Source organism: Pseudorhizobium flavum (assembly GCF_044142885.1).
In the GTDB taxonomy this organism is placed as follows: domain Bacteria; phylum Pseudomonadota; class Alphaproteobacteria; order Rhizobiales; family Rhizobiaceae; genus Neorhizobium; species Neorhizobium flavum.
Window position 1 is genome coordinate 432,134 of the sequence record NZ_JBIOKZ010000002.1, and the last position, 25,937, is coordinate 458,070.

A 25,937-nucleotide genomic window follows, 5' to 3' on the forward strand; every position below is an offset into this window, starting at 1 on the left:
TTCACGACATCCGGTAGCCGTAGAGCCAGTCAAGCTCCGCAGCCAGCGACTGCGGCGGCTTTACCGCAAGAACCAGATCGCGCCCGAGGCGAATGGGGCCGCGGGCATGATAGGCGAAGCGGTTGAACGCTCCACGGGCGCGAACGCGGGCAATCCTCTTCGTCCGCTCTGCCTCGAACATGGAAAGTGCCGTCGCAACCGACGTTACGCCGGACACTCGTGCTGCCAAAGCGAAAGCGTCTTCGATCGCCATTGCAGCACCCTGGGCCGCGAACGGCATCATCGCATGGGCCGCATCGCCGATGAGGACGATGTCGCTGCCGTTCTGCCATCGGCCTGTGGAGACTTGATGGAGCGGCCAGAAGGTCGGGTTTTCGGCAGACGAGAGCAGTTGAAGCAGCTGTCTGTCCCACCTGCCGAATTGCGCCAACAGCATGCGATGCTGGGCATCACTTGCCGTCGCATCCCAGACGTTTGCCGATGAGATGCCGGACGCGATCGCGACGAGATTGATGCTGTTGGTATCCTTCAGAGGATAGGCGACGAGATGTGCCGACGGGCCGAGATAGGCGGTTACCTGTCGGAGTGACAGCCACTGGGGGACGTTCGCCTGGGGCAGGTTGAAGCGCCAGGCGACGTTGCCCGAAAAGCTCGCGACCGGAGCTCCGGGGACCTGCTCGCGGACCTCGGACCAGACACCATCGGCGCCGATGATCAGAGGATAGGATTTATTGGAAACGGCTTTGATGCTCGCGCGGATGTCGCAACGCAGCGGGGTGTCAAGGCGAAGACTGCAGAGGGGATTGGCGCGGACCGCCACCAGCAACGCACTTTGAAGCGTTGCCCGATGCAGGACGCCATAGGGAGCGCCCCACCGCTGCCGGGCAGACTCGCCGACCGGAACATGGGCCAGGTCGCGGCCCGAAGTTCCCGACACAAGCGCGATCCGCTCAGGTTCGGCCCAGGTGGCCTCAAGCGCCGGCAGAACGCCCAGTTCGCCAAGTATCCGCGAGGCATTGGGCGATATCTGAAGACCTGCACCAACCTCCCGGAGCTCCTGCGCCTCCTCGAAGATGTCGCACTCGATCCCGTGGCGCGCAAAGGAGAGCGCAGCGGTGAGCCCTGCCACTCCGGCCCCTACGACTGCGACTCTTTCGACAGACATGGATCAGTGATTTCGCGTCAGGCGGCCTTGACGTGGAAGACGCATCCCGGAGGGTTCGTCTGCTCAGGCCTGAGTGCCGGGTTGTAGCGGTAAAGCGTAGAGCAATAGGAGCAGACCTTTTCGCTGTCGTCGCCCATATCGATGTAGATGTGCGGATGGTCGAAGGGCACCGAGGCGCCGGTGCACATGAACTCCTTCACGCCGATCTCGATCATGCGATGTCCGCCGTCGTTCTGGAAATGGGGAATGCTGTGCCCGGCCATGGTCGTCTCCGAATGCTTGTCGTTGGCGGCGGACATTATAGTCCCCGCATGGGAATGTGTAGTGGGAAAAGGGCCGCGGGAGGCTGGAAACTCGGGTGCGGCCGGAATACATGCCCGTGATGCGTCCGGCTATGACCAAGGCTAATCCATGAACCTCAATGCTCCGCCGTTTTCATCCTTCCGCCACAACCGTCTCGACCTCTACTATCTGGACGAGGGCGACCCGGCGGGGGCCCCGGTACTTCTGATCCACGGTTTTGCCTCCAGCGCTCTGGTCAACTGGGTCCATCCGGGCTGGGTGAAGACGCTGGGCGAGGCGGGATACCGGGTGATCGCGATCGACAACCGCGGCCATGGCCTCAGCGACAAGCCGCGCGACCCGGAAGCCTACCGACCCTGGGTCATGGCCGAAGATGCCGTTGCGCTTCTCGATCACCTGCGGATACCCGAGGCGCATGTCATGGGCTATTCGATGGGCGCGCGGGTATCGGTCTTCCTGGCGCTCGCTCACCCGCATCGTGTCAGGTCGCTCGTCCTGGGTGGGCTCGGCAGCGGGATGACCGACGGCGTAGGGGACTGGGATCCGATCGCCGATGCGCTTCTGGCGCCTTCGCTCGATGACGTCGATCATGATCGCGGCAGGATGTTCCGCGCGTTCGCGGAGCAGACGAGGAGCGACCGGGAGGCGCTGGCCGCCTGCATTCGCGGTTCGCGAGACCTGGTGGCAGAAGCCGATATGGGCCGGATTGAAGCCCCGACCCTAATCGGGGTCGGAACCAAGGATGATATCGCCGGTTCGCCCCACAAACTGGCGGCGCTGATGCCCAATGCAAGGGCGCTCGACATCCCGGGCCGCGACCACATGCTGGCGGTCGGTGACAAGGTGTTCAAGAAGGCTGTGCTCGACTTCTATGCGGAACTCTGATCGACGTTCGCTGTGATTGAATCTAGCCGTCAACGAAATGCGATTTCGTTGCCATTGGTCTTGCTGTATCGTCATTCTATATGACCGACGGCTAGAGAAACGAGGAGACGGCCATGGCCGCAAGAACCGAGATCCGCCCGAAGGAACCTGTCGCGACTGTCGATCCCATCTGGGACACGATGCGTCAGGAGGCGAGGGCCGCTGCCGACAGCGATCCGCTCCTGGCGGCCTTCCTCTACTCGACAGTCCTCAATCACACGTCGCTGGAAGACAGCGTCATCCACAGGATCTGCGAACGCCTGGATCATCCCGACCTTCAGGCCGTGCTGCTTCGCCAGACCTTCGCGGAAATGCTGGCCGACTGGCCCGAATGGGGCAGCGTCCTGCGGGTGGATATCCAAGCCGTCTATGATCGCGATCCCGCCTGCCTGCGCTTCCTGGAGCCGGTGCTGTATTTCAAGGGCTTCCACGCGATACAGACACATCGTTTGGCGCACTGGCTGCTTGCGCGCGGGCGCCGCGACTTTGCACTCTATCTCCAGAGCCGCGCGTCAAGCGTTTTCCAGACCGACATCAATCCGGCAGCGCGGATCGGCAAGGGAATCTTCCTCGATCACGCCACGGGCCTCGTGGTGGGTGAAACGGCAGTTATCGGCGACAACGTCTCGATCCTGCATGGTGTGACGCTTGGCGGTACCGGCAAGGAAGGAGCCGATCGGCATCCGAAGATCGGCAACGGCGTGCTGATCGGGGCTGGTGCCAAGATCCTCGGCAACATCGATATCGGTTCCTGCTCGCGTGTCGCCGCGGGGTCCGTCGTGCTCAAGTCGGTACCGTCGAAGAAGACGGTGGCGGGGGTTCCCGCCAAGGTGGTCGGGGAGGCCGGATGCTCCGAACCGGCCCGGCTGATGGACCAGTTGCTGACCTCCGACGAGTGAGCGATGGAGGCAAGGTACTTGCCGCCCCCGCCGGAAAAGTGCCGGCGGGTTGGTGCCTGCCTTTACTTTGCCCTTGATGGCATGGCACAAGCGCCGCGAACCGAACCGCTTACGGAGAAGACATCGTGAAACCTGACGAAATCAAGAAGCTGGACGGCTATTTCAAGCGGATGTTCAATCCGCAGATGGTCGTCAAGGCTCGGCCGAGGAAGGACGATTCCGCTGAAGTCTATCTTGGCGAAGAGTTCCTGGGCGTCGTCTACCTCGATGATGAAGACGGCGATCGCTCGTACAATTTCTCGATGGCGATCCTCGACGTCGATCTTTGAGCCCCCGTGGGGACTGTATACTTTGTGCACTGCACAAAACTCCTTGACTCACGGGGAAGCCCGCCATTCTATGAGCGGGTGCGAATGAACAAGGGGCACTGCTATGTTCAATTTCGATAATGCCAGCAAAAGCATGGAGACCATGGAGGAGATGCTGAAAGTCTACTCCTATATGACCAAGGGCTTTCAACTCATTGCGGCCGAGGCGAGCGATTATTCCCGCCGGTCGTTCAACGAAATGACTGCATTCATGGAATCGCTGATGTCGGCTCGCGGCATGGAAGAAGCCTACCAGATCCAGACAGGCTACATGAAGTCGTCCTATGATGCGTTCGTTGCCGAGGCAGCCAAGCTTGGCGAACTCTATGCGCAACTTGCCCAGACCGGCTACAGGCTCCAGCCGCAACCTTCGACAGCCGTTTCGACTGAGGTTGTGGCCGCCGACGCGGCCTGACCGGAAGGAAGAGCCCACAGGAATTCAGAGGCCGGTGACGGATCCGTCGCCGGCCTCGTGATTCCGACGACTTGAGAAGTTACGGCTGGAGCGGGTCCGGGACGGAATAGTGATTGCGCGGCGGCGAGGGGGGCTTAAAATCGCAGCCCGATGAACTAAGTTAGTACGATCTGATGTCCGCCGTTCGAGCCGATCGCGTTCGTCGGGCGACTGGGGAATGAATGAAGATGATCGCACGGCCGATCTTGATGCAAGATGACAAAAGCGGCGACGGAGACAACGCTAATCGCGGCACGTCCGTCATCACCCGCACGAAGCCGAAAACGAAGAAACCAAATCTGTACCGCGTACTGCTGTTGAATGATGACTACACGCCGATGGAGTTCGTCATCCACATTCTGGAGCGTTTCTTCCAGAAGGATCGCGAAGCAGCCACGCGGATCATGCTCCACGTTCATAATCATGGCGTGGGGGAATGCGGAATCTACACGTACGAGGTCGCGGAGACGAAGGTGAGCCAGGTCATGGACTTTGCCCGGCAGCACCAGCATCCGCTCCAATGCGTGATGGAAAAGAAGTGAGGAGCCCACGTGCCAACTTTTTCGCCTAGTCTTGAAAAGGCGCTACACCAGGCACTGACCTATGCGAACGAGCGGCATCATGAATATGCCACGCTCGAGCACCTGCTTCTGGCATTGATTGACGATGCCGATGCAGCAGCGGTCATGGGTGCTTGTAACGTCAACCTCGATGCCCTGCGCAAGACCGTGATGGACTACGTCGACAACGAGCTTGCCAACCTCGTCACCGGTTACGACGAGGATTCCAAGCCGACATCCGGCTTCCAGCGCGTGATCCAGCGCGCCGTCATCCATGTCCAGTCATCCGGCCGGGAAGAGGTCACGGGCGCGAACGTGCTCGTTGCGATCTTCGCGGAGCGCGAAAGCCATGCCGCCTTTTTCCTGCAGGAGCAGGAAATGACCCGGTACGACGCGGTCAACTACATCTCCCACGGGATCGGCAAGCGGCCCGGTGCCTCTACCATACGTCCGCCTCGCGGCGCAGACGAAAGCGATGCCGACGCAAAACCGGCGCGCGAGCAGGAGGATGGATCCGGCAAGAAGCCTGCAGAGGCTCTGAAAGCCTATTGTGTCAACCTCAACGAGAAGGCCAAGGGCGGCCGCATTGATCCGCTGATCGGCCGCAACTCCGAGGTCAACCGGACGATCCAGGTCCTTTGCCGCCGATCGAAGAACAATCCGCTCTATGTGGGCGATCCCGGCGTCGGCAAGACGGCAATCGCCGAAGGTCTCGCCAAGCGCATCGTCGAGGGCAAGGTGCCCGAGGCACTCGCCGACGCCACCATTTTCTCGCTGGACATGGGCACGCTGCTCGCTGGCACCCGTTATCGGGGCGACTTCGAAGAACGCCTGAAGCAGGTGGTGAAGGAACTGGAGGATTATCCCGGCGCGGTTCTGTTCATCGACGAGATCCACACCGTTATCGGGGCGGGTGCTACGTCCGGCGGTGCGATGGATGCATCGAACCTCCTGAAGCCGGCGCTCTCGTCCGGTGCAATCCGCTGCATAGGCTCGACGACCTATAAGGAGTATCGGCAGTTCTTCGAAAAGGACCGGGCGCTCGTCCGCCGCTTCCAGAAGATCGATGTCAACGAGCCGTCTGTCGATGATGCGATCGAGATCATGAAGGGGCTCAAGCCCTATTTCGAGGAGTATCACAAGCTCCGCTACACGAACGAGGCGATCAAGTCGGCGGTCGAGCTCTCGGCCCGCTATATCTCCGACCGTAAGCTGCCGGACAAGGCGATCGACGTGATCGACGAAACCGGCGCGGCGCAGATGCTGCTGCCCGCCTCGAAGCGGCGCAAACTGATCACCGAAAAGGAGATAGAGGCGACGATCGCCACCATGGCCCGGATCCCGCCGAAGACGGTTTCCAAGGACGACGAGATGGTTCTCGCCAACCTGGAGAAGGAACTCCGTTCGGTCGTCTACGGCCAGGACAAGGCGATCGAAGCCCTTTCGACATCGATCAAGCTCGCCCGTGCCGGCCTTCGCGAACCGAACAAGCCAATCGGCGCCTACGTCTTCTCCGGCCCGACCGGCGTCGGCAAGACCGAAGTCGCCAAGCAATTGGCGTCGTCGCTCGGCGTGGAACTGCTGCGCTTCGACATGTCGGAATACATGGAGCGGCACACGGTCTCGCGTCTGCTCGGTGCGCCTCCCGGCTATGTCGGCTTTGACCAGGGTGGGTTGCTGACCGACAGCGTCGACCAGCACCCGCATTCCGTGGTCTTGCTGGACGAGATCGAGAAGGCGCATCCGGACATCTTCAACATCCTGTTGCAGGTCATGGACCACGGTTCGCTGACCGACCACAACGGCAAGAAGATCGACTTCCGCAACGTCATCCTGATCATGACGACCAATGCGGGCGCTTCGGAAATGGCCAAGGCCGCGATCGGCTTCGGTTCCTCCAAGCGCACGGGCGAGGATGAAGAGGCGCTCAACCGCCTGTTCACGCCGGAATTCCGCAACCGTCTCGACGCGACGATCCCATTTGCGCCGCTGCCGACGGAGGTGATCCACCAGGTCGTTCAGAAGTTCGTCATGCAACTGGAAACGCAGCTCTCCGAACGCAACGTCACGTTCGACCTGCAGCCCGATGCAATCGCCTGGCTGGCGGACAAGGGCTATGACGAGCGCATGGGCGCACGGCCACTGGCGCGTGTCATCCAGGAGCACATCAAGAAGCCGCTCGCCAACGAGATTCTGTTTGGCAAGCTGCGCAAGGGTGGCGTCGTTCACGTAACGGTCGGCAAGCAGGAAGATGGCACAGACGGCCTGATCCTGGAGTGCATCCCGGAAGCCGTGCCGGTGAAGCCGAAGCCGGAAGCCGAAGTCGAAGAGGCTTCGGAAGAGGCTGGCGCGAAGGCGAAGAAGTCGCGTCCCGCAAAGAAGTCCAAGGGCAGGGATGATGGCGAACCCGCCAGGCCGATGGCTGAAGCCGACGTGACGGCCTCTGAGGAGGCGCCGCAGACGCCACCTCGCAAGGGCAGCATTGTGCCACGCGTGCCGAAGTCGAAGTAACGTACCCATAAAATGGCAGTGCCGGGTATCTTGCCCGGCATTGCCTTTTCCTGCGGCCAGTCCGCCTTGCCTTCGGTTTCCTAATGTCGCCAAGCAGTGATACGCAGTCCGCCTCCTTCTGGTTCCTGACCGGGATGCGGGGCATCACTTCGCTGCCCGCCATCATCCTGATGACCTCCTTCGTCGGATTCAGCGCCTTTGCCTTCGAATCGGGAATCTCGCGAGGCGAAGCCATCTTCATGACCATCTCGATCTGGGCGCTGCCGGCGAAGATGATCCTCGTCGGCATGATGGCGAGCGGCGCTCACATTGCCGCGTGCTTCGTCGCCGTGACGCTGTCGTCCATCCGCATGATGCCGATGGTGGCGTCGCTGGTTCCGGAGATGCGGACGGAGCGTACTCCTACCTGGCTGCTCCTGCTGTTGTCGCACTTCGTCGCCATCACGGCCTGGGTTTTCGCAACGCAGCGTCTCCGGGACGTGCCGCGGGAGCATCGGGCGACCTTCTTCGCCGGATTTGGTATAACGTTGACGCTGACCAACACGCTGATCGTCGCCGTCTGCTATGGAGTGGTGGAAGCGTTTCCGCCGGTTGTCTCAGGTTCATTGTTCATGCTGACGCCGGTCTATTTCCTCGCATCCATCTGGGCGACGGCCCGGCAGGCGGTTGTCCGGCTTGCCTTTGTCATCGGGGTGGCTTCCGGGCCGCTGCTGGCACTGGTGTCACCGGGATTTGACGTTCTCTATGCGGGCATTGGCGGTGGGACGCTCGCCTATGTCATCGATCGCTTCTGGATCCGGGGACGAAAGCGGGCGGTTCAGGCGGAGAAGCTGCATGGGCGATGAGTGGTGGCCCTATATCGTGATCGCCGTCGCCGGCTGGCTGGCAACCGACATCTGGCGGTGGCTCGGGGTCCTGGCTGGCAACAGGCTGGACGAGGATTCCGAGGCGCTACACTGGGTGAGGGCGGTTGCCACGGCCCTGGTGATGGCCGTGACCGCCAAGCTCATCGTCTTCCCCACTGGAACGCTTGCCGAGTCGCCGCTCTGGCTGCGACTTTTTGCTGCCGGGGTGGGGTTTGGTGCATTCCTGATCGCGGGGCAGCGGATCGGCGTTGCAGTCGTCACCTCTACCCTACTCCTGGGCCTTGGTCTTTACTGGCTTGGCTTCTAGCGCTACCCAACCTGCCAATCCACACCATGCCTCACCCATACGGAATCCCCATGACAGACAGAATACGTCGCCCAGCAGAACCCGCCGACGCGGCCGAGCGCCGCTCGAAAAAGCCCGTAGTGGTTTATCCGAACGGGACGCTGGCGGCGCCGGACCTAGCCAGGCTGGGGAAGGCCCGGGAGACGCTGGAGAAGATCGACGAGGTGATCGTGCCGCCGCGTGACGGGCGCACATTTACGGTGCCGAGGGGGCATTTCTTCCGCGTCGTCAGCATTGAGGGGCCGCAGGTCGGGGATCTCAACCTGTGGAACGCCCACGACCTCAATGAACGGTTCTTCAGCGGCAAGACCAGGGCGCTGCACGCGACACACGTGTCCGTCGGTGATCGGCTATGGAGCACGCTGCCGTCGCTGCGGCCCATGGCCACCATCACCCACGATACGCTCGGTTGGTATGGCTGGGACGATGATGGTGCAGGCGTGCATGATGTCATCGGCACGCGCTGCGATCCCTACACGAACCGGCTCTTGAGCGGCGGCGACTATCACAACTGCTGCCATTCCAACCTTTGCCGCGCACTGTCTTCTGCCCGGGGGATGTCGTTCAAGGAGGCGGAACCGCATGTCCACGACGTCCTGAACGTCTTCATGTGCACCGGCTTCACGAAGGACACGCACCAGTACTTCATGAAGGCGAGCCCAGTGCGGCCGGGGGACTACCTGGAGTTCTTCGCCGAGATCGACCTGCTGGGTGCTCTCTCCGCCTGCCCGGGAGGAGACTGTGGCAGCTCGCATTCGAGCGATGTGGCCGCCTGCTATCCCTTGAAGGTGGACGTTTTCCGGCCGGACAGGGACCTCCTGTCGGACTGGCCGTTTCCGGACCGGAACGGCTATGTGAGCCCGGTCTGACATCCGTGCGTTGAAAAAAGGGAGGCTGAGCCTCCCTTCTGGTTTGCGAGTATGCCTTACAGGGCGGCCCTGATCTTCTCGGCGTTGGCCTTCAGGATGTCACCGTCTTCCATCTTGCCAGAATGCGGCTTCAGCGGCTCGCCTTCGCGGCGTGGGATGACGTGGAAGTGCAGGTGATAGACCGTCTGACCGGCGGCCGGCTCGTTGAACTGGGCGATGAAGATCCCGTCGGCGTCGAAGGCTTCCTTTGCCGCCTTCGCGAGCTTCTGGACAACCGGGATGGTCTTCGATAATGCCGCCGGGTCTGCGTCGAGGAGGTTGCGAGACGGCGATTTCGGTACCACCAGCAGGTGACCGGGAGCCTGCGGCATCACATCCATGAAAGCCAGCGTATCGTCGTCCTCGTAGACCTTGTGGCACGGGATCTCGCCGCGCAGGATCTTCGCGAAGATGTTGTTGTCGTCATAGATCTGGCCGCTCATTGGCAATCCTCTCCTTCGTCTCTTGATGGTCCTTGCTGCTGTCGTTCTCCCTTTCGGAAGGGGCTATGCGCCTCGAGGTATTCGCCGACGTGCTCCACGTCACGGCGCTCCCGCTCGAGATAGTCGGCCACCGCCCGCCTCAAGCCCAGATGGGCAATGTAGTGCGCCGAGTGCGTCGTCACCGGCAGGTATCCGCGCGCCAGCTTGTGCTCGCCCTGCGCACCGGCCTCGACCCGCTTCAGCCCCCTGGCGAGAGCGAAATCGATCGCCTGATGATAGCAGACTTCGAAATGAAGGAAGGGGTGATCCTCGATGCACCCCCAGTGACGGCCATATAGGGCGTCGCCGCCGATGAAGTTGATGGCGCCGGCAATATAGCGGCCGGCGCGCTTCGCCATCACCAGCAGGATGTCGTCAGCGATGCGCTCGCCGATCAGCGAGTAGAAACTGCGGGTGAGGTAGGGACGGCCCCACTTGCGGCTGCCGGTGTCCATGTAGAAGGCGAAGAACTGGTCCCAGATGTCTTCGGTGAGATCGCTGCCGGTCAGCCAGTCGATGGTAATGCCGTCCTCCACCGCCGTCCGACGTTCCTTCTTCAGGGCTTTCCGCTTGCGCGACGCGAGTGTGTCGAGGAAGGCGTCGTGGTCGGCATAGCCGGCATTGATGAAGTGGAACTGCTGGTCGGTCCGGTGCAGGTAGCCGGCCTCCTTGAAGAAGGGCAGTTCTTCCTCCGGCAGGAAGGTGACATGGGCGGAAGAGACGCCGAGCTGTCGTGTCACCTGCTGGAGACCTGCTGCCAGGGTGGCTCGAACGGACGCTTCATCCTGCCCCTCCGATACGAGCAGGCGCGGGCCGGTCGCCGGCGTGAAGGGGATGCTGCACTGGATCTTCGGATAGTACTGGCCGCCGGCGCGTTCGAAGGCGTCAGCCCAGCCATGGTCGAAGACGTATTCGCCCTGGCTGTGGCTCTTGAGGTAGCCCGGGATGGCGCCAAGCAGCGTGCCCGCGGCGTCCTCCAGCAGCGTGTGATGTCCGAGCCAGCCTGTCTTGGCGATAGCCGACCCGGATTCCTCCATGGCCGACAGGTAGGCGTGCGACAGGAACGGATTGTAGATGCCGTGGCCGGATCTCGATGTGCCGGCGAGCCGCGACCAGCGTTCCGGCGTGATCGCGGCAAAGCTCTTCTCGATGCGGATGGAGAGCGGTTCTGTCATCCTATGCGGAAGCGGTCTCCCTGGGGTCGAAGCCCTCGAAGGTCATCTGGTCCGCATGAGTATAGGTATGCGCCCGGGCATTTTCATCCCTGACGGTCCAGGTAATGACCGGAATGCCGGCCTGTCTCTGTGCGGTGACAAAGCTGTTAGGAAGGTGACCGTGGAAATAGGAGATGAAATCCAGTCCGAGATGCATCGCGTCGTCATGCGCGAAGAGGTCTTCCGGCTTCACGCCCTCGGCGGTCAGCCCCACAGGGTGGGGTGAACCCGCCTTCTTGAGGTCCTTGAGGATATGGTGGTCGAAGCTCATCAGCGCCACCTTGCCCTCATAGCCTTCCAGTGCCTCCAGCACGGCTTCGGCGAAGCCGTCATCCTCGCCGGGACGTCCCTTGATCTCGATGACGAGCGGTACGCGTCCGGCGACCAGCTTCAGCATCTGCCTGAGGGTGGGGATCTTGTCCGAGGTGCCGCCGACGGCAAGCATGCCGAGTTCTGCTGAGGTGCGCTCGCGCACATCGCCCTTGATGCCGCAAAGGCGTTCAAGATCGTGATCGTGAAACACGACCGGCACGCTGTCTGCGGCAAGCTGCAGATCGCATTCGACGGCAAATCCCGCCTCGACGGCGCGGGAAAAGGCCGAGAGCGTGTTCTCCCAGACGGTCTTGTTCATGTCGTGATAGCCGCGGTGGGCGACTGGCACGTCCTTGATCCAGGCGGCAGTGGTCATGCTTCGATCTCGATGATTGCGTCGATTTCCACCGATGCATTGAGCGGCAGAGCCGCCATGCCGACTGCAGCCCGGGCGTGCTTGCCGGCGTTGCCCAGGATGTCGGCGATCAGGTTGGATGCCCCGTTGATGACGAGGTGCTGCTCCGTGAAGTCAGGCATGGAGGCGACGAAACCGTTGAGCTTGAGGATGCGGCGAATGCGCCCGAGATCTCCACCGAGCGCCGCCTTGGCCTGAGCGAGGATGTTGATGGCGCAGAGCTCGGCGGCGCGCTGGGCACCCGGAACATCGACGTCACGACCCACCAGCCCCGTGACCGCAACTTTGCCGTTTTCGATCGGCAACTGTCCGGAGAGATAGAGCGTATTGCCGCTGATCGTGTAGGGGACGTAGTTTGCAGCGGGCGCAGCCGCTGCCGGCAGGACGATGCCCTTCTCCTTCAGGCGGTTCTCGATGGCTTCAGACATGATCGACTCCCAGTGTTTGTTGTAAACGGCTTGAAAATCCGGCATTCAAAGAGGCATAGCCTTGCTGGATGGCGTTCATATAACACCCACGGTGAGTCCAACAGGAGATAATGAATGATCGACCATGGACGCGTAGCGATCCTCGCCTTCGGTCTGGCCGCGGGAGCGTCCGTGCCGGCACTGGCCGGTGTCGAAGGCGCCGCGGGACTCCTCCCGCATCGCGCGGTCTATGATCTGAAGCTGAAGGACGCCTCAGACCGCTCCGGTATAGAGGGACTGAGCGGACGTATGGTCTACGAGTTCACCGGATCCGCATGCACCGGCTTCACCACCAACTTCCGTTTCGTGACACGCATCAACACCGGCGAGGACACCCGACTCACCGACCAGCAGACGACGACATTCGAAGACACCGAAAAGGGTGAGTTCCGCTTCGAGACGAAGTCCTTCACGGACGAGCAACTGGACAAGGAAGTGAGCGGGGCCGCAACGGAGGCGGATTCGAAAGTGAAGGTGGCGATCGATCTCCCTGATCCGCGGGAGGTTGAGCTGACAGCGAGCGCTTTCCCGACCGAACACATGCTGGAAGTCATCCGGAATGCCCGCAACGGAAATCGCTTCTTCGAAGCCCGCATCTTCGACGGATCGGAGAACGGTGACCAGAGCATGATCACCAATACGGTGATCGGGCCCCAGCAGCAGCCGCAGAAGGAGGATGCAGGTGACGCCGCGAAGGCAGGCGAGTTCGCCGACGCGGCGTATTGGCCCGTCTCGATCGCGTATTTCAACGACGGCGGGTCGGGTGACACGACTCCGGTCTATTCCATGTCATTCAAGCTTTACGATAACGGTATTACCCGGGACCTCACCATGGATTATGGCGACTTCGTCCTCAGCGGAAGCCTTTCGAGGTTAGACCTCCTCGACAAGCCGAATTGTGACCAGACCAAACCGCGTCCGTAGAGATTAACCGGCCGCCGTCCATGAAGGGGAACGCGCATGAGCATTGAATTCCTCCTGACGTCACTCGTGATCGTTGCCTCGCCTGGCACCGGTGTCCTTTACACGCTGGCGGCAGGCCTCTCGCGTGGCGCAAGGGCCAGCATCGTCGCGGCACTGGCCTGCACGCTGGGGATCGTCCCGCATATTGCCGCAGCCGTGACCGGTCTCGCGGCCGTCCTGCATGCCAGCGCACTCGCCTTCGAGATCATCAAGTATCTCGGCGTCGCCTACCTGCTCTACATGGCCTGGCGAACGATCATGGATCGCGGGACGCTCAGTGTCGACGAGGAGCGCGCGCCGCGTTCGCTTCGCCAGACGATCGTAGACGGCATCCTTCTCAACATCCTGAACCCGAAGCTTTCGATCTTCTTCTTCGCCTTCCTGCCGCAGTTCGTCAGCCCGACGCAGGCCGGCGCGCTGCCAAAGATGCTGGTGCTGAGTGGCGTGTTTATGGCGCTCACCTTCATCGTCTTCGTCGGCTATGGCGTCTTTGCTGCGCTGATGCGGCGACACGTGATCTCACGCCCTGCGGTGGTCACCTGGATGCGTCGCACGTTCGCTGCGGCCTTCGTGGCCATGGGCGCGAAGCTGGCGCTGGCCGAGCGCTGAGCGCGGCACAGGCCTTGCCGTTCCGCCTCGCGACCGCTATTGCGGCGCCCGAAGGATCGGGTTGAAGAATGTCAGGCACAAACAGCGAGCGCGAACTCATAGCCGAAGGTCCGGCCATTATCCTGGTCGAGCCTCAACTGGGCGAAAATATCGGCATGGTGGCGCGCGCCATGGCCAATTTCGGACTGGCCGAACTGCGGCTGGTCAATCCACGTGATGGCTGGCCGAGCGAGAAGGCGCGCTCGGCGGCTTCCAAGGCCGACCATGTAATCGACCAGACCCGCGTTTTCGAGACCCTGGAGGAGGCGATCGAGGATTTGAACTTCGTCTACGCCACGACCGCAAGGGAGCGCTACGGCTTCAAACCGGTCCGGTCGCCGGTTGTCGCGGCAACCACGCTGCGCGAGAAGTTCAGGGCAGGGGAGAAGACCGGTATCCTCTTCGGCCGCGAGCGTTGGGGCCTCACTAACGAAGAGGTGGCGCTGGCAGACGAAATCGTCACTTTTCCCGTCAATCCTGCATTCGCGTCGCTGAACATAGCGCAGGCGGTTCTGCTGATGTCCTATGAGTGGATGAAGACGGGTCTGGACGACGTGGCGGCCACACCCTTCCAGCCTGTCGAGCAGCGGCCGTCAACCAAGGCGCAGGTCTTTGGCCTGTTCGAGCATCTGGAAGAGGCGCTCGATGCGCGCGGCTATTTTCATCCGCCGGCGAAGAAGCCGAAGATGGTCGACAATCTCCGCGCCGTCATTTCGCGTCGCGGCTTCAGCGAGCAGGAGATCAGCGTCTTTCGCGGGGTGATTTCGTCGCTGGACCGGTTCCCGCGGCGATGGCCGAAGAAGACCGGCAGCGCCGGGGAGGCGCCGGAGAATGACGACGTCTGATCCGAAGCCGGTGCTGATGTTCGATTCGGGCATCGGCGGTCTTACGGTCCTGCGCGAGGCGCGGGTGCTGATGCCGGAGCGCCGCTTCGTCTACGTCGCGGACGATGCCGGCTTTCCCTATGGCGGCTGGGACGAGGAGCAGTTGCGCGAGCGGATCGTCACCCTGTTCGGCGATCTCATCGAGCGGTATGATCCGGAGATCGCGGTCATCGCTTGCAATACGGCCTCGACCCTCGTGCTTGGCGATCTGAGGTCTGCCTTCCCACAGACCCCCTTCGTGGGAACCGTACCGGCAATCAAGCCGGCTGCGGAGCGGACCCGATCCGGCCTGATCTCTGTGCTGGCCACGCCGGGGACCGTTAAGCGACAGTACACCCGAGATCTCATAGGGGACTGGGCCTCAAAGGTGCATGTGCGCCTCGTAGGCAGCGAGCGTCTTGCCGGACTGGCCGAAACATATATGCGCGAAGGCTTCGTCGACGAGTCGGCCGTCCGAGACGAGATAGCCCCGTGTTTCATAGAGCAGGACGGGCGCCGGACCGACATCGTGGTCCTTGCCTGCACGCACTATCCCTTCCTGGTCAACCGGATGCGCAAGACCGCGCCCTGGCCGGTCGACTGGATCGATCCTGCCGAGGCAATCGCGCGGCGGGCGCTGTCTCTACTGCCGAAGGAGCGACGGCCACACGAGCCGATGCCGACGGAACCTGATAACGCGGTCTTTACTTCCGGCAACCCGGATCCTGCCATCCGGCGGCTGATGCAGGGCTTCGGCCTGCGCTCCTGAGCCGGCTGGGTGGCAGCACCTTGCAAAGGGACAGCAACGGTGGCTTGCTGCTGCACGTCATCAAGAGGAATCGTCCATGCCGATTGAAACCTGGCTCGCCTTCGTCGCCGCCTCCGCCGTCCTGTTGGCCATTCCCGGGCCGACTATTCTCCTTGTGATCTCTTACGCTCTCGGGCACGGGCGCAAGATCGCCTCGGCCACAGTGGCCGGCGTGGCGCTGGGGGACTTCACTGCCATGACGGCCTCGATGCTGGGGCTCGGCGCCCTGTTGGCAACATCGGCAACGCTCTTTACGGCGCTGAAGTGGATCGGCGCGGCCTACCTCATCTATCTGGGGATCAAGCTATGGCGAGCGCCGGCCTCGAGCGGGGTAGTCATGGAAGAGGGTAGTGTGCCGTCCGAGCGGCCGTCCAGGATCTTCCTGCACACCTATGTGGTGACGGCGCTGAATCCGAAGAGCATCATGTTCTTCGTCGCCTTCCTGCCGCAGTTCCTCGACCTGGCCCGGCCGCTCTTCGTCCAGATGGCGATCTTCGAGACGACGTTCCTGGTGCTTGCCACCCTCAATGCGACCCTCTACGCGCTGCTTGCATCGCTGGCGCGCAATCAGATCCGCAAGCCTCAGGTCCAGCGGATCGTCAATCGGACCGGCGGGTCCTTGATGATCGGCGCCGGGCTCCTGACGCTCGGATGGAAGCGTGCGGTGGTCGCGTGATCCCGATTCGGCTGTGAACAAATCTCTTCCGCTCGCGCATCGCGCCCGCATCCATGATAGACCCATCGTCCTTGCGGCGAATGAGTCACCGCCGAGAGACTGAGCATACGAGGTTAGTGCATTGCAGGTCGGTATCGATATGGGGACCGTGTCCGGGGGCGCTCCGGCCAAGCTCGATATCGAGGAGCTTCTGGCGACGCGCCTTCTGGTGCAGGGCAATTCCGGTTCGGGCAAGTCCCATCTTCTACGGCGGCTGCTGGAGCAGTCGGCGCAATGGGTGCAGCAGGTCATCATCGATCCGGAAGGCGACTTCGTCACGCTGGCCGACAAGTACGGACATATCGTCGTCGATGGTGATCGGACTGAGGCTGAACTGATCGGCATCGCCACCCGTATCCGCCAGCACCGCGTCTCCTGCGTCCTCACCCTCGAGGGCCTCGACATCGAGGAACAGATGCGGGCCGCTGGAACCTTCCTGAACGGCCTGTTCGACGCCGATCGCGAGTACTGGTACCCGGTGCTGGTCGTGGTCGACGAGGCCCAGATGTTTGCGCCTTCGGTCGGCGGCGATGTCTCGGAAGAGGCGCGCAAGATGTCGCTCGGAGCGATGACCAACTTGATGTGCCGCGGTCGAAAGCGGGGATTGGCCGGCGTGATTGCGACGCAGCGCCTTGCCAAGCTGGCGAAGAATGTGGCGGCGGAAGCCTCCAACTTCCTCATGGGCCGTACCTTCCTCGATATTGACATGGCGCGTGCCGCCGATCTTCTCGGCATGGACCGCCGGCAGGCGGAGATGTTTCGCGACCTGAAGCGCGGCAATTTTGTCGCCCTTGGTCCAGCCTTGTCGCGTCGGCCGCTGCCGATCGTGATCGGCCCGGTGGAAACGTCGGCGCGGTCCTCCAGCCCGAAGCTGATGCCGCTGCCGGATGCGCCCCAGGACGTCGAGGACCTGATCTTCACGCCCGATCCGGAGGAGTTCACCCGGCCGATGGTGCGGCGTGCACCGCCAGCGCCGCGTCCGACCACGGACATCCTCGCGGAACTGTCTCGATCCGCACCGGCTGCAGGACCCGTGCCGCAGGAGTCAGGCCGTCCGACGCAGCCGGAGCTTTCGCCCGAGGAGCGGGAGGAGCGCCTCAATGCGGTTCTCTCGGAAATCATCGACGACCCGCAGGCTGCCTATCGCACAGATGCAGCGCTTTACCAGGATTTCCTGGTACGGGCGCGAATGCGCAGGCTACCCGGCGCGCCCATGGGAATGAGCGACTTTCGCCGGCGCGTGGCGATCTCGCGGGCAGGGGTGGACAAGGAGACGGCGGAGACCGAGGGTTGGCAGACGGCGCTCGAGTTGTCGGTCCGGGTTTCGGACGATCTGCAGGGCGTCTTCCTGATGCTCGCCAAGGCGGCGCTGCTCGCGGAACCCTGTCCGTCCGACATGCGCATCGCCAAGGCTTACGGTACTCATTCCGCCCGTCGCGCCCGGCGCCTGCTCGGCTATTTTGAGGAGCAGGGGCTGATCGTGGTCCATACGGATTTTGGTGGTAAGCGGATCGTCGCCTTTCCCGATCTCGACGTTCAGACCTGCCCCGGTGCGCCCGACGCGCCTGATGCTGAGCCGGTGGCGCGGCAGGACGCGGCGGAGTGACATCGTTTCGAGGCCGCCCTTAAGCTGTATGAGGTAAGCCCCGTAGAGAAAGTCAGGCCCGCGGATGTCCTGGCGCGGGCTGGCCGTTCAGGACTACTCGGCAGCCGTTACCTGGGAGGGCTTGGCGCGCGTTGCCCACAACGAGCCGATGATGCCCGCGGCGAGAATGGCCAGCGTCACCCCGAGCGATACCACCGGCGGGATTTTCGTGAGGCCCAGCATGTCTGCGACGAAGATCTTGGAGCCGATGAAGATCAGGACAACCGACAGCGCGTACTTGAGATAAGCAAAGCGGTGGATCAGGGCTGCGAGCGCGAAATACAGGGCGCGTAGACCGAGGATCGCGAAGATGTTCGACGTGTAGACGATGAAGGGATCCGTGGTGATGGCAAAGATCGCCGGGATCGAATCGACCGCAAAGACGAGATCCGCGAACTCGATGAGGATCAGCGCCAGCATCAGCGGCGTAAGATAGGTCTTCAGCTTGCCTGTCTTCGGATCCGGCTCGCGGACGAGAAACCTCTCGCCGTGCATGCGGTCGGTGACCGGCAGGCGCTGGCGCAGCACCTTCAAGACCGGATTGCTCTCCACATCATAGGGCTCGCTACTCGAGAACAACATCTTGATGCCGGTGATGATCAGGAAGGCGGCGAAGAGGTAGAGAACCCAGCCGTAGTTCTCGACGACAGCCGCACCGGCCGCGATCATGATGCCGCGCAGGACGATCACGCCAAGGATGCCGTAGAGCAGGACCCGGTGCTGATATTGGCGGGGGATCGAGAAATAGCCGAAGATCATCGCGATGACGAAGATATTGTCCATCGCCAGGCTTTTCTCGATGACGAAGCCGGTGAGGTATTCCAGGCTGGCCTGTTGACCGAACTGGCTCCAGACGAAGCCAGCGAAGAGAATGCCGAGCGTCATGTAGAAGCCGGACATCAGGAGGCTCTCCCTGATGCCGATCTCCTTGCTCTTCTTGTGGAGAACGCCGAGATCAAGTGCAAGCAGAGCAATGACGGCGGTGATGAAGGCGAGCCACATCCAGACGGCGGCTCCCTGGAAGTCTACCCAGAGGAAATCCATGACATTGTCCATGCCGGATCAAGTTGATGGGTAGAGCACCGACATCACGGTCGATCCGGTGATACACGTCAGAGGGGCCCGGTGCTGGCGGGCGAGATGGGAAGTCGCCCGGGGCCGTTCAAGAGGCGTCGGGAGGATTTTTTGCAGATACCGTTAGTGGAGGACGCGGCAGCTTGCGGCTAGAGCGGCGCTCTCATTCGGCTCTCGCTGTTGACAATCGCGCTACTTCCTCATAAAGACCCGCCAGCACCGGGTGGCAACGCTCGGTGTTTCATTTGACATGTCCCGTGGTTTTCTCCGGACGCTTTCGTGAGAGACCTGTCAGGACTTCTAAATCGAAGTCCAGAGGAGGGCGTGTTTCCTTGAACCGGCTTGGTAACAAGCTGGTGCAACGTGTTGAGAAGGAAATACGATGAGCAAGCGCGCATCATCCAAGTACAAAATCGATCGCCGCATGGGCGAAAACATCTGGGGTCGTCCGAAGTCCCCGGTCAACCGCCGCGAGTACGGCCCGGGCCAGCACGGCCAGCGCCGCAAGGGCAAGCTTTCCGACTTCGGCGTACAGCTGCGCGCCAAGCAGAAGCTGAAGGGCTACTACGGCGACGTTCGTGAAAAGCAGTTCCGTGCGATCTACGACGAAGCCAACCGCCGCAAGGGCGACACCGGCGAGAACCTGATCGGCCTGCTCGAGTCGCGTCTCGACGCGATCGTCTACCGCGCCAAGTTCGTTCCGACCATCTGGGCTGCACGCCAGTTCGTCAACCACGGCCACGTGACCGTCAATGGCGTTCGCGTCAACATCGGTTCCTACCGTTGCAAGCCGGGCGACGTCGTCGAAGTTCGCCAGAAGTCGAAGCAGCTGGTTTCGGTTCTGGAAGCGGTCCAGCTCGCCGAGCGTGACGTTCCGGATTACATCGATGCCGATCACAGCAAGATGGTCGCCACCTTTGTTCGCGTTCCGAGCCTCTCGGACGTGCCGTATCCGGTCATCATGGAACCGAACCTTGTCGTCGAGTTCTACTCGCGCTAATGGAAGAGCCCGCGACGCGGGCCCGTCCATTCTATCTCGAAAGCCGCGTCAGCTCGACGCGGCTTTTTTCATGGCCTGCAGCGTGGAATCCAGCGACTGCGCAGTTGCGACCGGTGCTTCCCTGGGTCCCTGATCCATGCGGTTCCAGGCGTCGAGCCCGGCGATCTTGTAGGCCTCCGCCAGCGTCGGATAATTGAAGGTGTTCTCGACGAAGTAGTCGACGGTTCCTTTCAGGTTGAGCACCGCCTGGCCGATATGAACGAGCTCGGTGGCGCCTTCGCCGATGATGTGGACGCCAAGCAGACGGCGGGTCTTGCGCGAGAAGATCATCTTCAGGAGGCCTGTTTCCAGCCCCATGATGTGGCCGCGCGACGTTTCCCGGAGATGCGCCACGCCCGTCTCATAGGGGATCTTCCGGGCGATGACCTCTTCCTCGGTGAGGCCGCAGGTCGAGATCTCCGGCACCGCGTAGATACCATAGGGAAAGTATTGGGGCGGTTCGCTCGCCGGTGCGCCGACGGCATGTCGCGCGGCGATGCGGCCCTGTTCCATGGAGGTGGAGGCGAGGCTCGGAAAGCCGACGATGTCGCCGGCAGCATAGATGTGCGGCACGGACGTCTGAAAAGTTTCCGGATTCACTTTCAGCCGGCCGCGGCTGTCGGCTTCCAGTCCGCAAGCTTCCAGGTTTAGTTCGCCGACGGCGCCGACGCGCCCGGCGGCGAACAGCACCATTTCCGAATGCAGGACGCGGCCGTTGTTCAGTTCCACCCGGCACTTTCCGCCGGCTTCCCGCTCGATCTTCTCAGCCGTCTGGCCGAAGATCAGCTTCATGTTGCGGTCGCGGAGCTGGTAGGTGAAGTCCTCGACGATCTCGCGGTCGATGAAGTCGAGCATGGTGGAGCGTGGTTCAACGACGGATACCTGGGTGTCAAGGGCGCTGAAGATCGACGCATACTCGATGCCGATAACGCCGGCGCCGATAACCACGAGAGATCGCGGCACAGTGTCGATGTCCAGGAGTTCATCACTGTCGATGATCGCCTCGCCGTCGAACGGGATATGGGACGGACGATAGGGTTTCGTCCCAACTGCCAGCAGGATCGACGTCCCGCTTACCCGCTGCAGCTCACCGTCCTCCCGCGTCACCTCCAGCGTATGCGGATCCACAAAGCGAGCCGCGCCATGGAGTTGCTGCACGCGGTTGCGGGCGAACTGATGCTCCAGGACCTGGACTTCGTGGTCGAGCGTGATCAAGAGACGCTGGCGGAGGTCTGCCGCATCGATGTGCTGCTTCACGCGGTAGGACTGCCCGTAGAAGCCGCGCTCGCGCCAACCGGTGAGGTTGAGCGCCGTCTCGCGCAGTGTCTTCGACGGGATGGTTCCCGTATGTACTGACACGCCACCCACGCGCCTGCCCTTTTCGATGACCAGGACACTCTTTTCCAGCTTTGCTGCCTGGATTGCGGCACGGCGTCCAGCCGGTCCGCTGCCGACGACGATGAGGTCGTAGTGGTTCATCAAATGCTCCGGTTGTTGTGCGCGGCGAGGAGACGCCAGCCCCTGACTATATCAGGGGTGTCTTACAGATTGATTGAAGCTGGTGGAGTTCTAACTGCCGGCGCCGCGCTTTGTTCGCGCTTCCCACATTGGCGTCAGATCAGCCGCAAGCCCTTCAGGCTCGCATGGCCGTCCTTGCCGATGATGATGTGATCGTGGACGGTGATGCCAAGGGGTTTGGCCGTATCGATGATCGTCTTCGTCATGTCGATGTCGGCGCGCGACGGAGTGGGATCGCCGCTCGGATGATTGTGGACGAGGATGATCGCGGTGGCGGACAATTCCAGGGCCCGGCGCACAACCTCGCGCGGATAGACCGGTGTATGATCGACCGTCCCGCGGCCCTGCACCTCGTCAGCGATCAGCGCATTGCGCTTGTCGAGAAAGAGGATCCGGAACTGCTCCCGCGCCTCATAGGCCATTGCCGCATGGCAGTAGTCGATCACCGAGGACCAGGAGGAGAGCACCTGCTTGCCGCGCAGCTCGCTTTTCAGCATGCGATGCGCGACCGTCGAAACGAGTTTGAGATCATGAGCAACGGCTTCGCCTACGCCGCTCACCTCCTGCAGGAGCGCAGCCGGTGCCCCGAAGACTCCGGCGAGATTGCCGAAACGTTCAATCAGCGCCTTGGCGATCGGTTTGGTGTCACGCCGCGGGATGAGGCGGAAAAGCAGGAGCTCCAGGATTTCGTAGTCGGCGAGGGCAGCGTCGCCGTGTTCGCGGTATCGGGCGCGAAGACGATCGCGATGGCCGTGGTAGTGTGCCTGCTTTTCGTCCCGCGGCAGCAGGTCGCTCTTCTTCAGGGAAGCCGACTTCGGTGCCTGCTCCGCAAAGAAACCGCGCTCATCCGCCTCCTCGTCCATGGCAGGCGCATTGCCGTCATGTGGAGGGGCGGGGCGGTTCGTCATGCGCTACCTCTTGAGCGGTGGCAAACCCGGCCGGTCGAGGCCGGCCGGGGAGAGGGTGAAGATTTCGCAGCCCGTCGCGGTCACGCCAACGGCATGCTCGTACTGCGCCGACAGCGAGCGATCACGCGTCACGGCGGTCCAGCCATCCGACAGGACCTTCACATGCGGCTTCCCGAGGTTGATCATCGGCTCGATGGTGAAGATCATGCCCTCTCGCAGTTCCGGGCCCTCCTCGGCACGACCGTAATGCAGAATATTCGGCGTATCGTGGAACAGCCGTCCGACACCGTGGCCGCAGAAATCGCGCACCACCGAACACCGCTCGGCTTCCGCATAGTTTTGGATTGCCTGGCCGATTGCTCCCGTGCGCGCCCCCGGACGAACCGCTTCGATGCCCCGCATCAGGCATTCATAGGTGACTTCCAGAAGCCGTTCGGCGGCACGCTTGATCTGTCCGACCGGGTACATGCGGCTGGAATCACCGTGCCAGCCATCGAGAACATAGGTGACGTCGATGTTGACGATGTCGCCTTCCTTCAGCGGCTTGTCGTCGGGCATACCGTGACAGACAACGTGATTGATGGAGGTGCAGACGGAATACTTGTAGCCGCGATAGTTCAATGTCGCGGGCAGGGCGCCATGGTCCATGCCGAATTCGAAAACGAAGCGATCGATGGTGCTGGTTGTGACGCCAGGTTTCACGATGGCAGCCAGTTCGTCCAGGCAGCGCGCCGTCAGGAGACCGGCCTTGCGCATGCCGGCGAAGTCGTCCGCGCTGTAGAGCCGGATCGCGCCCGTGTTCTTCAGGGGGGCATCGACCGCATCTATGTAGTTCACCATCCGGATGCTCTCACAATTTCTACGTTCATAATGCAGGCAGGCCAGCTTCGTCCATGGCGATCAGGTCCGTGGCGACGATTTCCTGTGGCGTGACCCGGCATCGCAGCACGTGTGCCTCCACACCGCGGGCGGCTGCACGCCGGAAGGCTGCCGCATAGCGCGGATCGAGATCGCTGCAAAGCCTCAGACGATCACAATCCTGCCGCTGAACGACGTAGAGCATCACCGCCCGGTGACCTGCCTCAGCCATGTCGCCAAGTTCCTCCAGATGCCTCGCGCCGCGCGTCGTGACGGTGTCGGGAAACTCGGCAAGGCCGGGTGCTCGCATGAAGTGGACGTTCTTCACCTCGATATAGCAATCGGGACGACCGGAACCGCTGAGAAGAAAATCGACACGCGATCTCGCTCCATAGCGTTGCTCGCGGCGAAGGCTTCCGTAGCCGCGGAGATCAGGCACCAGGCCCGCGACGAGTGCTTCTTCGGCGATCCGGTTGGCGAAGGCGGCATTGATGCCGACAAGGGTTCCGTCCGCCTCCACCATCTCCAGCATGTGCCGGTACTTGCGCGTCGGGCTGTCGTGCACTGACATCCAGATCGGTGAACCGGGGGTGGTCAATCCACGCATGGAACCTGTGTTCGGGCAGAAACCGGTGACTGGTGTGCCGTCGTCGAGCAGCGCGTCGAACAGGAAACGCTTGTAGCGCTGCACGAGGGTCGCGCGAACCAGTGGCGGATCAAAGAGCATCGATGGCGGTCAGACACGCTCCAGCACATAGGTTCCGGGCGCATCGGCGATGGCGTTGAGCGCAGACCCCCCAGGAGTGCGAGCATCGACGCGCTCCTTGCTGCGCTTTTCGATCCACGCGTGCCAGTGCGGCCACCAGGAGCCTTTGCTCTCCTTGGCCTTGGCGACCCAGTCCTCGAATTTGCCGTGCGGCTTGCCGTTCGTCCAGTACTGGTACTTCTGCTTGTCCGGAGGATTGACGACGCCTGCGATATGCCCGGACCCGCTAAGGACATATTCGACGGGTCCCCCAAACAGGGCGGAGCCCTTGAAGACGGACCGCGGCGGCGCGATGTGATCTTCCTTCGTGGCGAGGTTGTAGACGGGGACCTTGACGTCCTTCAACGACAGGACCCTTCCACCAAGCTTCATCTCGCCCTTGGCGAGCGTGTTGTCGAGATAGCAGTTACGCAGATAATAGGCGTGGTTGGCGGCCGCCATCCGGGTAGAATCTGCGTTCCAGTAGAGCAGGTCGAAGGGCAGGGGCTCCTTTCCCATCAGGTAGTTGCTGACGACATAGGGCCAGATCAGCTCCGAAGCGCGCAGCATGTTGAAGGCGTTTGCCATCCGCGATCCTTCGAGATAGCCCGATTTGCTCATCTGCTTCTCGATCGCCGCCAGTTGTTCCTCGTCGACGAAGACCTTGAGGTCACCTGCAAGGGTGAAATCCACCTGCGTGGTCAGGAAGGTGGCCGAGGCGATCCGACGGTCCTTCTTCTGCGCATGGAGAGCGAGGGTCGCCGCCAGCAACGTGCCGCCAACGCAATAGCCGATGGCGTTGACCTGCCGCTCGCCGGTCGCCTTTTCGACGGTCTCGAGCGCGAATTCCACGCCCTCCTCGATATAGGCCTCCCAGTCCTTCTGCGCATGCCGCTCGTCCGGGTTGACCCAGGAGATGACGAAGACGGTATGACCCTGGTCGACGCACCACTTGATGAAGCTCTTCTGCGGCGTCAGGTCGAGGATGTAGAACTTGTTGATCCAGGGCGGGACGATCAGCAACGGCCGCTTGAGAACCGTTTCGGTCGAAGGGTCGTACTGGATCACCTCGCAGACGTCGCTCTGGGCGATCACCTTTCCAGGTGTCATCGCGATGTTTTCGCCGATCTTGAATTGCTTGTGGTCCGTATGGCGAAGGCGCAGTTCTCCCCCACCGGCAGCCATATCCTCCGCCAGCATCCGCATGCCTTCAACCAGGTTCGCCCCACTGGTCGCGACCGTGTGGCGATAAACCTCCGGATTGGTGAGGGCGAAGTTGGCAGGCGACAGGGCGGCCGTCAGTTGGCGGACGTAGAAGGTTGCCTTCATGCGCGTATGGTCGTCGAGACCGTCCGCTTCCGTCACCAGCTTCTCGGCCCAGGAACTGGTGACCTGATAGGCCTGCCGAAGGAACGCGAAGAACGGGTTCTTTGTCCAGTCCTCGTCCGCGAACCGCTTGTCCTTGGGCAAGGTATCAGGTTCGATGACCGGCTGACCGGTCATCTGCGCCAGGGTTCTGGTCCATATGCCCATGTAGCTTGAAAGGAGGAGGGTCTGCGCCTCCAGGGTCCGCTTCGGGTCCGAGACCCAGTATTGGGCCACCTCCGCGAGGGTCTTGACGAGATCGGTCACCGGGTCGGCAGCATGGTCCGGCACCTCGCCCCGGTCGTGTGCTGCGAGCCACTGCGCGGCAGCCTGCCCGAGATGTTCCAGGGCACGGGCAAGGTTGATGGCGAGCGTATGGGGATCCTTGACGACATAGGGCTCAACGGACTTTGGATCGAAACCCGGAAATTCACCGGGACCGCCTTCCGCTCCCTCGCTCTTCTTGACCAACTGCTCCTCCCCAAGGCCAGTTCTTGTTATTTGATTTCTTTTGTACATTGTGCCCCAAAACGAATACAAGTGCCAGCGAGACGCGCGGCAAAATGCGTCACAGTACCAAGGCCGGGTAAGGCA

At 62.0% G+C, this 25,937-nt stretch carries 28 protein-coding genes; 16 read left to right on the forward strand and 12 right to left on the reverse strand.

All coding sequences use genetic code 11. From position 1 onward, the window contains the following. Nucleotide 1 precedes the first annotated feature (1 nt). Together ACEPP2_RS05560 and ACEPP2_RS05565 are read right to left on the reverse strand one after the other, a co-directional pair. Entirely contained in the window at nucleotides 2-1,165 is a 1,164-nt protein-coding gene (locus ACEPP2_RS05560) for an FAD-dependent monooxygenase (RefSeq protein ID WP_281978385.1), read from the reverse strand. Between the two features lie 17 nt (nucleotides 1,166-1,182). After that, nucleotides 1,183-1,428, reverse strand: coding sequence for a zinc-finger domain-containing protein (locus ACEPP2_RS05565; protein WP_077546887.1), 246 nt, complete (start codon nucleotides 1,426-1,428; stop codon nucleotides 1,183-1,185). A 148-nt stretch (nucleotides 1,429-1,576) separates the two neighbouring features. Here ACEPP2_RS05565 and ACEPP2_RS05570 point away from each other — a divergent pair, with 148 nt between their 5' ends. The 9 genes from ACEPP2_RS05570 to ACEPP2_RS05610 all read left to right on the forward strand — a co-directional run bounded on the left by ACEPP2_RS05570 (nucleotide 1,577) and on the right by ACEPP2_RS05610 (nucleotide 9,265). Further along, nucleotides 1,577-2,353 (forward strand): alpha/beta fold hydrolase, encoded by a 777-nt coding sequence (locus ACEPP2_RS05570; RefSeq protein WP_281978384.1) that lies wholly within the window; start codon nucleotides 1,577-1,579, stop codon nucleotides 2,351-2,353. A gap of 113 nt (nucleotides 2,354-2,466) precedes the next feature. Beyond that, on the forward strand, nucleotides 2,467-3,291 hold the full coding sequence (gene cysE / locus ACEPP2_RS05575; protein WP_077546531.1) for a serine O-acetyltransferase: 825 nt from the start codon (nucleotides 2,467-2,469) through the stop codon (nucleotides 3,289-3,291). A gap of 125 nt (nucleotides 3,292-3,416) precedes the next feature. Then, nucleotides 3,417-3,620: a DUF3126 family protein gene (locus ACEPP2_RS05580; protein WP_052638625.1), complete on the forward strand. Its 204-nt coding sequence runs from the start codon at nucleotides 3,417-3,419 to the stop codon at nucleotides 3,618-3,620. Between the two features lie 103 nt (nucleotides 3,621-3,723). Next, the gene (locus ACEPP2_RS05585; RefSeq protein ID WP_281978383.1) at nucleotides 3,724-4,074 is read left to right on the forward strand and encodes a phasin family protein; all 351 of its coding nucleotides are present in this window, start codon (nucleotides 3,724-3,726) and stop codon (nucleotides 4,072-4,074) included. A 227-nt stretch (nucleotides 4,075-4,301) separates the two neighbouring features. Then, entirely contained in the window at nucleotides 4,302-4,655 is a 354-nt protein-coding gene (gene clpS, locus ACEPP2_RS05590; RefSeq protein ID WP_052642018.1) for an ATP-dependent Clp protease adapter ClpS, read from the forward strand. 9 nt (nucleotides 4,656-4,664) lie between these two features. Next, on the forward strand, nucleotides 4,665-7,184 hold the full coding sequence (gene clpA / locus ACEPP2_RS05595; protein WP_395516032.1) for an ATP-dependent Clp protease ATP-binding subunit ClpA: 2,520 nt from the start codon (nucleotides 4,665-4,667) through the stop codon (nucleotides 7,182-7,184). Between the two features lie 83 nt (nucleotides 7,185-7,267). Continuing rightward, nucleotides 7,268-8,029, forward strand: a complete 762-nt coding sequence (locus ACEPP2_RS05600; RefSeq protein WP_395516033.1) for an AzlC family ABC transporter permease — start codon at nucleotides 7,268-7,270, stop codon at nucleotides 8,027-8,029. Further along, nucleotides 8,019-8,357 carry an AzlD domain-containing protein gene (locus ACEPP2_RS05605; protein WP_142587841.1) on the forward strand — a complete coding sequence of 113 codons (339 nt, stop codon included), beginning with the start codon at nucleotides 8,019-8,021 and terminating at the stop codon, nucleotides 8,355-8,357. The genes ACEPP2_RS05600 and ACEPP2_RS05605 overlap by 11 nt, the downstream gene beginning before the upstream one ends. Nucleotides 8,358-8,407: 50 nt before the next feature. Then, a complete protein-coding gene (locus tag ACEPP2_RS05610) occupies nucleotides 8,408-9,265 on the forward strand; it encodes an urea carboxylase-associated family protein (RefSeq protein WP_395516034.1) in 858 nt (285 codons plus the stop codon). A 56-nt stretch (nucleotides 9,266-9,321) separates the two neighbouring features. Here ACEPP2_RS05610 and ACEPP2_RS05615 read toward each other — a convergent pair whose 3' ends face one another. From ACEPP2_RS05615 to ACEPP2_RS05630, 4 genes are read right to left on the reverse strand one after another with little or no spacing between them, the layout of a single operon-like run. Beyond that, complete coding sequence (locus ACEPP2_RS05615) at nucleotides 9,322-9,747, reverse strand: HIT family protein (RefSeq protein ID WP_077546525.1); 426 nt, start codon at nucleotides 9,745-9,747, stop codon at nucleotides 9,322-9,324. Next, on the reverse strand, nucleotides 9,744-10,961 hold the full coding sequence (locus ACEPP2_RS05620; protein WP_395516035.1) for a GNAT family N-acetyltransferase: 1,218 nt from the start codon (nucleotides 10,959-10,961) through the stop codon (nucleotides 9,744-9,746). The genes ACEPP2_RS05615 and ACEPP2_RS05620 overlap by 4 nt, the downstream gene beginning before the upstream one ends. A 1-nt stretch (nucleotide 10,962) precedes the next feature. Beyond that, nucleotides 10,963-11,688: a glycerophosphodiester phosphodiesterase gene (locus ACEPP2_RS05625; RefSeq protein WP_395516036.1), complete on the reverse strand. Its 726-nt coding sequence runs from the start codon at nucleotides 11,686-11,688 to the stop codon at nucleotides 10,963-10,965. Next, complete coding sequence (locus ACEPP2_RS05630; RefSeq protein ID WP_142587839.1) at nucleotides 11,685-12,155, reverse strand: RidA family protein; 471 nt, start codon at nucleotides 12,153-12,155, stop codon at nucleotides 11,685-11,687. Before ACEPP2_RS05630 ends, ACEPP2_RS05625 begins: the two co-directional genes overlap by 4 nt. 114 nt (nucleotides 12,156-12,269) lie before the next feature. Here ACEPP2_RS05630 and ACEPP2_RS05635 point away from each other — a divergent pair, with 114 nt between their 5' ends. The 6 genes from ACEPP2_RS05635 to ACEPP2_RS05660 all read left to right on the forward strand — a co-directional run bounded on the left by ACEPP2_RS05635 (nucleotide 12,270) and on the right by ACEPP2_RS05660 (nucleotide 17,797). After that, nucleotides 12,270-13,118: a cell envelope integrity EipB family protein gene (locus tag ACEPP2_RS05635; RefSeq protein ID WP_395516037.1), complete on the forward strand. Its 849-nt coding sequence runs from the start codon at nucleotides 12,270-12,272 to the stop codon at nucleotides 13,116-13,118. A 36-nt stretch (nucleotides 13,119-13,154) separates the two neighbouring features. Further along, complete coding sequence (locus ACEPP2_RS05640; protein WP_077546521.1) at nucleotides 13,155-13,766, forward strand: LysE family translocator; 612 nt, start codon at nucleotides 13,155-13,157, stop codon at nucleotides 13,764-13,766. 68 nt (nucleotides 13,767-13,834) lie between these two features. Then, complete coding sequence (locus tag ACEPP2_RS05645; protein WP_142587837.1) at nucleotides 13,835-14,650, forward strand: RNA methyltransferase; 816 nt, start codon at nucleotides 13,835-13,837, stop codon at nucleotides 14,648-14,650. After that, entirely contained in the window at nucleotides 14,637-15,437 is an 801-nt protein-coding gene (gene murI / locus ACEPP2_RS05650) for a glutamate racemase (protein ID WP_395516038.1), read from the forward strand. The genes ACEPP2_RS05645 and murI overlap by 14 nt, the downstream gene beginning before the upstream one ends. 76 nt (nucleotides 15,438-15,513) lie before the next feature. Next, nucleotides 15,514-16,152 carry a LysE family translocator gene (locus ACEPP2_RS05655; RefSeq protein ID WP_152339989.1) on the forward strand — a complete coding sequence of 213 codons (639 nt, stop codon included), beginning with the start codon at nucleotides 15,514-15,516 and terminating at the stop codon, nucleotides 16,150-16,152. Between the two features lie 121 nt (nucleotides 16,153-16,273). Next, a complete protein-coding gene (locus ACEPP2_RS05660; protein ID WP_395516039.1) occupies nucleotides 16,274-17,797 on the forward strand; it encodes a helicase HerA domain-containing protein in 1,524 nt (507 codons plus the stop codon). A gap of 93 nt (nucleotides 17,798-17,890) precedes the next feature. Here the strand turns inward: ACEPP2_RS05660 and ACEPP2_RS05665 are convergent, their stop codons facing one another. Then, a complete protein-coding gene (locus tag ACEPP2_RS05665; protein ID WP_077546885.1) occupies nucleotides 17,891-18,880 on the reverse strand; it encodes a TerC family protein in 990 nt (329 codons plus the stop codon). A 412-nt stretch (nucleotides 18,881-19,292) separates the two neighbouring features. Between ACEPP2_RS05665 and rpsD the strand changes: the two genes are divergently transcribed. Continuing rightward, nucleotides 19,293-19,910, forward strand: a complete 618-nt coding sequence (gene rpsD, locus ACEPP2_RS05670; RefSeq protein WP_052638610.1) for a 30S ribosomal protein S4 — start codon at nucleotides 19,293-19,295, stop codon at nucleotides 19,908-19,910. 48 nt (nucleotides 19,911-19,958) lie between these two features. On the opposite strand, the gene sthA is transcribed toward rpsD, so the two are convergent. The 5 genes from sthA to ACEPP2_RS05695 all read right to left on the reverse strand — a co-directional run bounded on the left by sthA (nucleotide 19,959) and on the right by ACEPP2_RS05695 (nucleotide 25,862). Further along, the gene (gene sthA / locus ACEPP2_RS05675; RefSeq protein WP_395516040.1) at nucleotides 19,959-21,428 is read right to left on the reverse strand and encodes a Si-specific NAD(P)(+) transhydrogenase; all 1,470 of its coding nucleotides are present in this window, start codon (nucleotides 21,426-21,428) and stop codon (nucleotides 19,959-19,961) included. Nucleotides 21,429-21,562: 134 nt separating this feature from the next. Next, nucleotides 21,563-22,375, reverse strand: a complete 813-nt coding sequence (radC, locus tag ACEPP2_RS05680; protein WP_142587831.1) for a RadC family protein — start codon at nucleotides 22,373-22,375, stop codon at nucleotides 21,563-21,565. Nucleotides 22,376-22,378: 3 nt separating this feature from the next. After that, on the reverse strand, nucleotides 22,379-23,215 hold the full coding sequence (gene map, locus ACEPP2_RS05685) for a type I methionyl aminopeptidase (RefSeq protein ID WP_281978374.1): 837 nt from the start codon (nucleotides 23,213-23,215) through the stop codon (nucleotides 22,379-22,381). A gap of 25 nt (nucleotides 23,216-23,240) precedes the next feature. Continuing rightward, nucleotides 23,241-23,960 carry a DNA/RNA nuclease SfsA gene (gene sfsA, locus ACEPP2_RS05690; protein WP_281978373.1) on the reverse strand — a complete coding sequence of 240 codons (720 nt, stop codon included), beginning with the start codon at nucleotides 23,958-23,960 and terminating at the stop codon, nucleotides 23,241-23,243. Nucleotides 23,961-23,969: 9 nt separating this feature from the next. Continuing rightward, complete coding sequence (locus tag ACEPP2_RS05695; protein WP_395516041.1) at nucleotides 23,970-25,862, reverse strand: PHA/PHB synthase family protein; 1,893 nt, start codon at nucleotides 25,860-25,862, stop codon at nucleotides 23,970-23,972. Nucleotides 25,863-25,937 lie beyond the last annotated feature (75 nt).

Coding starts and splice junctions, on each gene's coding strand:
- ACEPP2_RS05570 (WP_281978384.1), top strand. CDS start 1,577: ATGAACCTCAATGCTCCGCCGTTTTCATCCTTCCGCCACAACCGTCTC.
- radC (WP_142587831.1), bottom strand. CDS start 22,375: ATGACGAACCGCCCCGCCCCTCCACATGACGGCAATGCGCCTGCCATG.
- ACEPP2_RS05620 (WP_395516035.1), bottom strand. CDS start 10,961: ATGACAGAACCGCTCTCCATCCGCATCGAGAAGAGCTTTGCCGCGATC.
- map (WP_281978374.1), bottom strand. CDS start 23,215: ATGGTGAACTACATAGATGCGGTCGATGCCCCCCTGAAGAACACGGGC.
- ACEPP2_RS05645 (WP_142587837.1), top strand. CDS start 13,835: ATGTCAGGCACAAACAGCGAGCGCGAACTCATAGCCGAAGGTCCGGCC.
- sthA (WP_395516040.1), bottom strand. CDS start 21,428: ATGAACCACTACGACCTCATCGTCGTCGGCAGCGGACCGGCTGGACGC.
- ACEPP2_RS05635 (WP_395516037.1), top strand. CDS start 12,270: ATGATCGACCATGGACGCGTAGCGATCCTCGCCTTCGGTCTGGCCGCG.
- ACEPP2_RS05585 (WP_281978383.1), top strand. CDS start 3,724: ATGTTCAATTTCGATAATGCCAGCAAAAGCATGGAGACCATGGAGGAG.
- ACEPP2_RS05665 (WP_077546885.1), bottom strand. CDS start 18,880: ATGGATTTCCTCTGGGTAGACTTCCAGGGAGCCGCCGTCTGGATGTGG.
- ACEPP2_RS05600 (WP_395516033.1), top strand. CDS start 7,268: ATGTCGCCAAGCAGTGATACGCAGTCCGCCTCCTTCTGGTTCCTGACC.
- cysE (WP_077546531.1), top strand. CDS start 2,467: ATGGCCGCAAGAACCGAGATCCGCCCGAAGGAACCTGTCGCGACTGTC.
- ACEPP2_RS05640 (WP_077546521.1), top strand. CDS start 13,155: ATGAGCATTGAATTCCTCCTGACGTCACTCGTGATCGTTGCCTCGCCT.
- ACEPP2_RS05610 (WP_395516034.1), top strand. CDS start 8,408: ATGACAGACAGAATACGTCGCCCAGCAGAACCCGCCGACGCGGCCGAG.
- murI (WP_395516038.1), top strand. CDS start 14,637: ATGACGACGTCTGATCCGAAGCCGGTGCTGATGTTCGATTCGGGCATC.
- sfsA (WP_281978373.1), bottom strand. CDS start 23,960: ATGCTCTTTGATCCGCCACTGGTTCGCGCGACCCTCGTGCAGCGCTAC.
- ACEPP2_RS05605 (WP_142587841.1), top strand. CDS start 8,019: ATGGGCGATGAGTGGTGGCCCTATATCGTGATCGCCGTCGCCGGCTGG.
- ACEPP2_RS05565 (WP_077546887.1), bottom strand. CDS start 1,428: ATGGCCGGGCACAGCATTCCCCATTTCCAGAACGACGGCGGACATCGC.
- ACEPP2_RS05695 (WP_395516041.1), bottom strand. CDS start 25,862: ATGTACAAAAGAAATCAAATAACAAGAACTGGCCTTGGGGAGGAGCAG.
- clpS (WP_052642018.1), top strand. CDS start 4,302: ATGATCGCACGGCCGATCTTGATGCAAGATGACAAAAGCGGCGACGGA.
- ACEPP2_RS05560 (WP_281978385.1), bottom strand. CDS start 1,165: ATGTCTGTCGAAAGAGTCGCAGTCGTAGGGGCCGGAGTGGCAGGGCTC.
- rpsD (WP_052638610.1), top strand. CDS start 19,293: ATGAGCAAGCGCGCATCATCCAAGTACAAAATCGATCGCCGCATGGGC.
- ACEPP2_RS05625 (WP_395516036.1), bottom strand. CDS start 11,688: ATGACCACTGCCGCCTGGATCAAGGACGTGCCAGTCGCCCACCGCGGC.
- ACEPP2_RS05615 (WP_077546525.1), bottom strand. CDS start 9,747: ATGAGCGGCCAGATCTATGACGACAACAACATCTTCGCGAAGATCCTG.
- ACEPP2_RS05630 (WP_142587839.1), bottom strand. CDS start 12,155: ATGTCTGAAGCCATCGAGAACCGCCTGAAGGAGAAGGGCATCGTCCTG.
- ACEPP2_RS05655 (WP_152339989.1), top strand. CDS start 15,514: ATGCCGATTGAAACCTGGCTCGCCTTCGTCGCCGCCTCCGCCGTCCTG.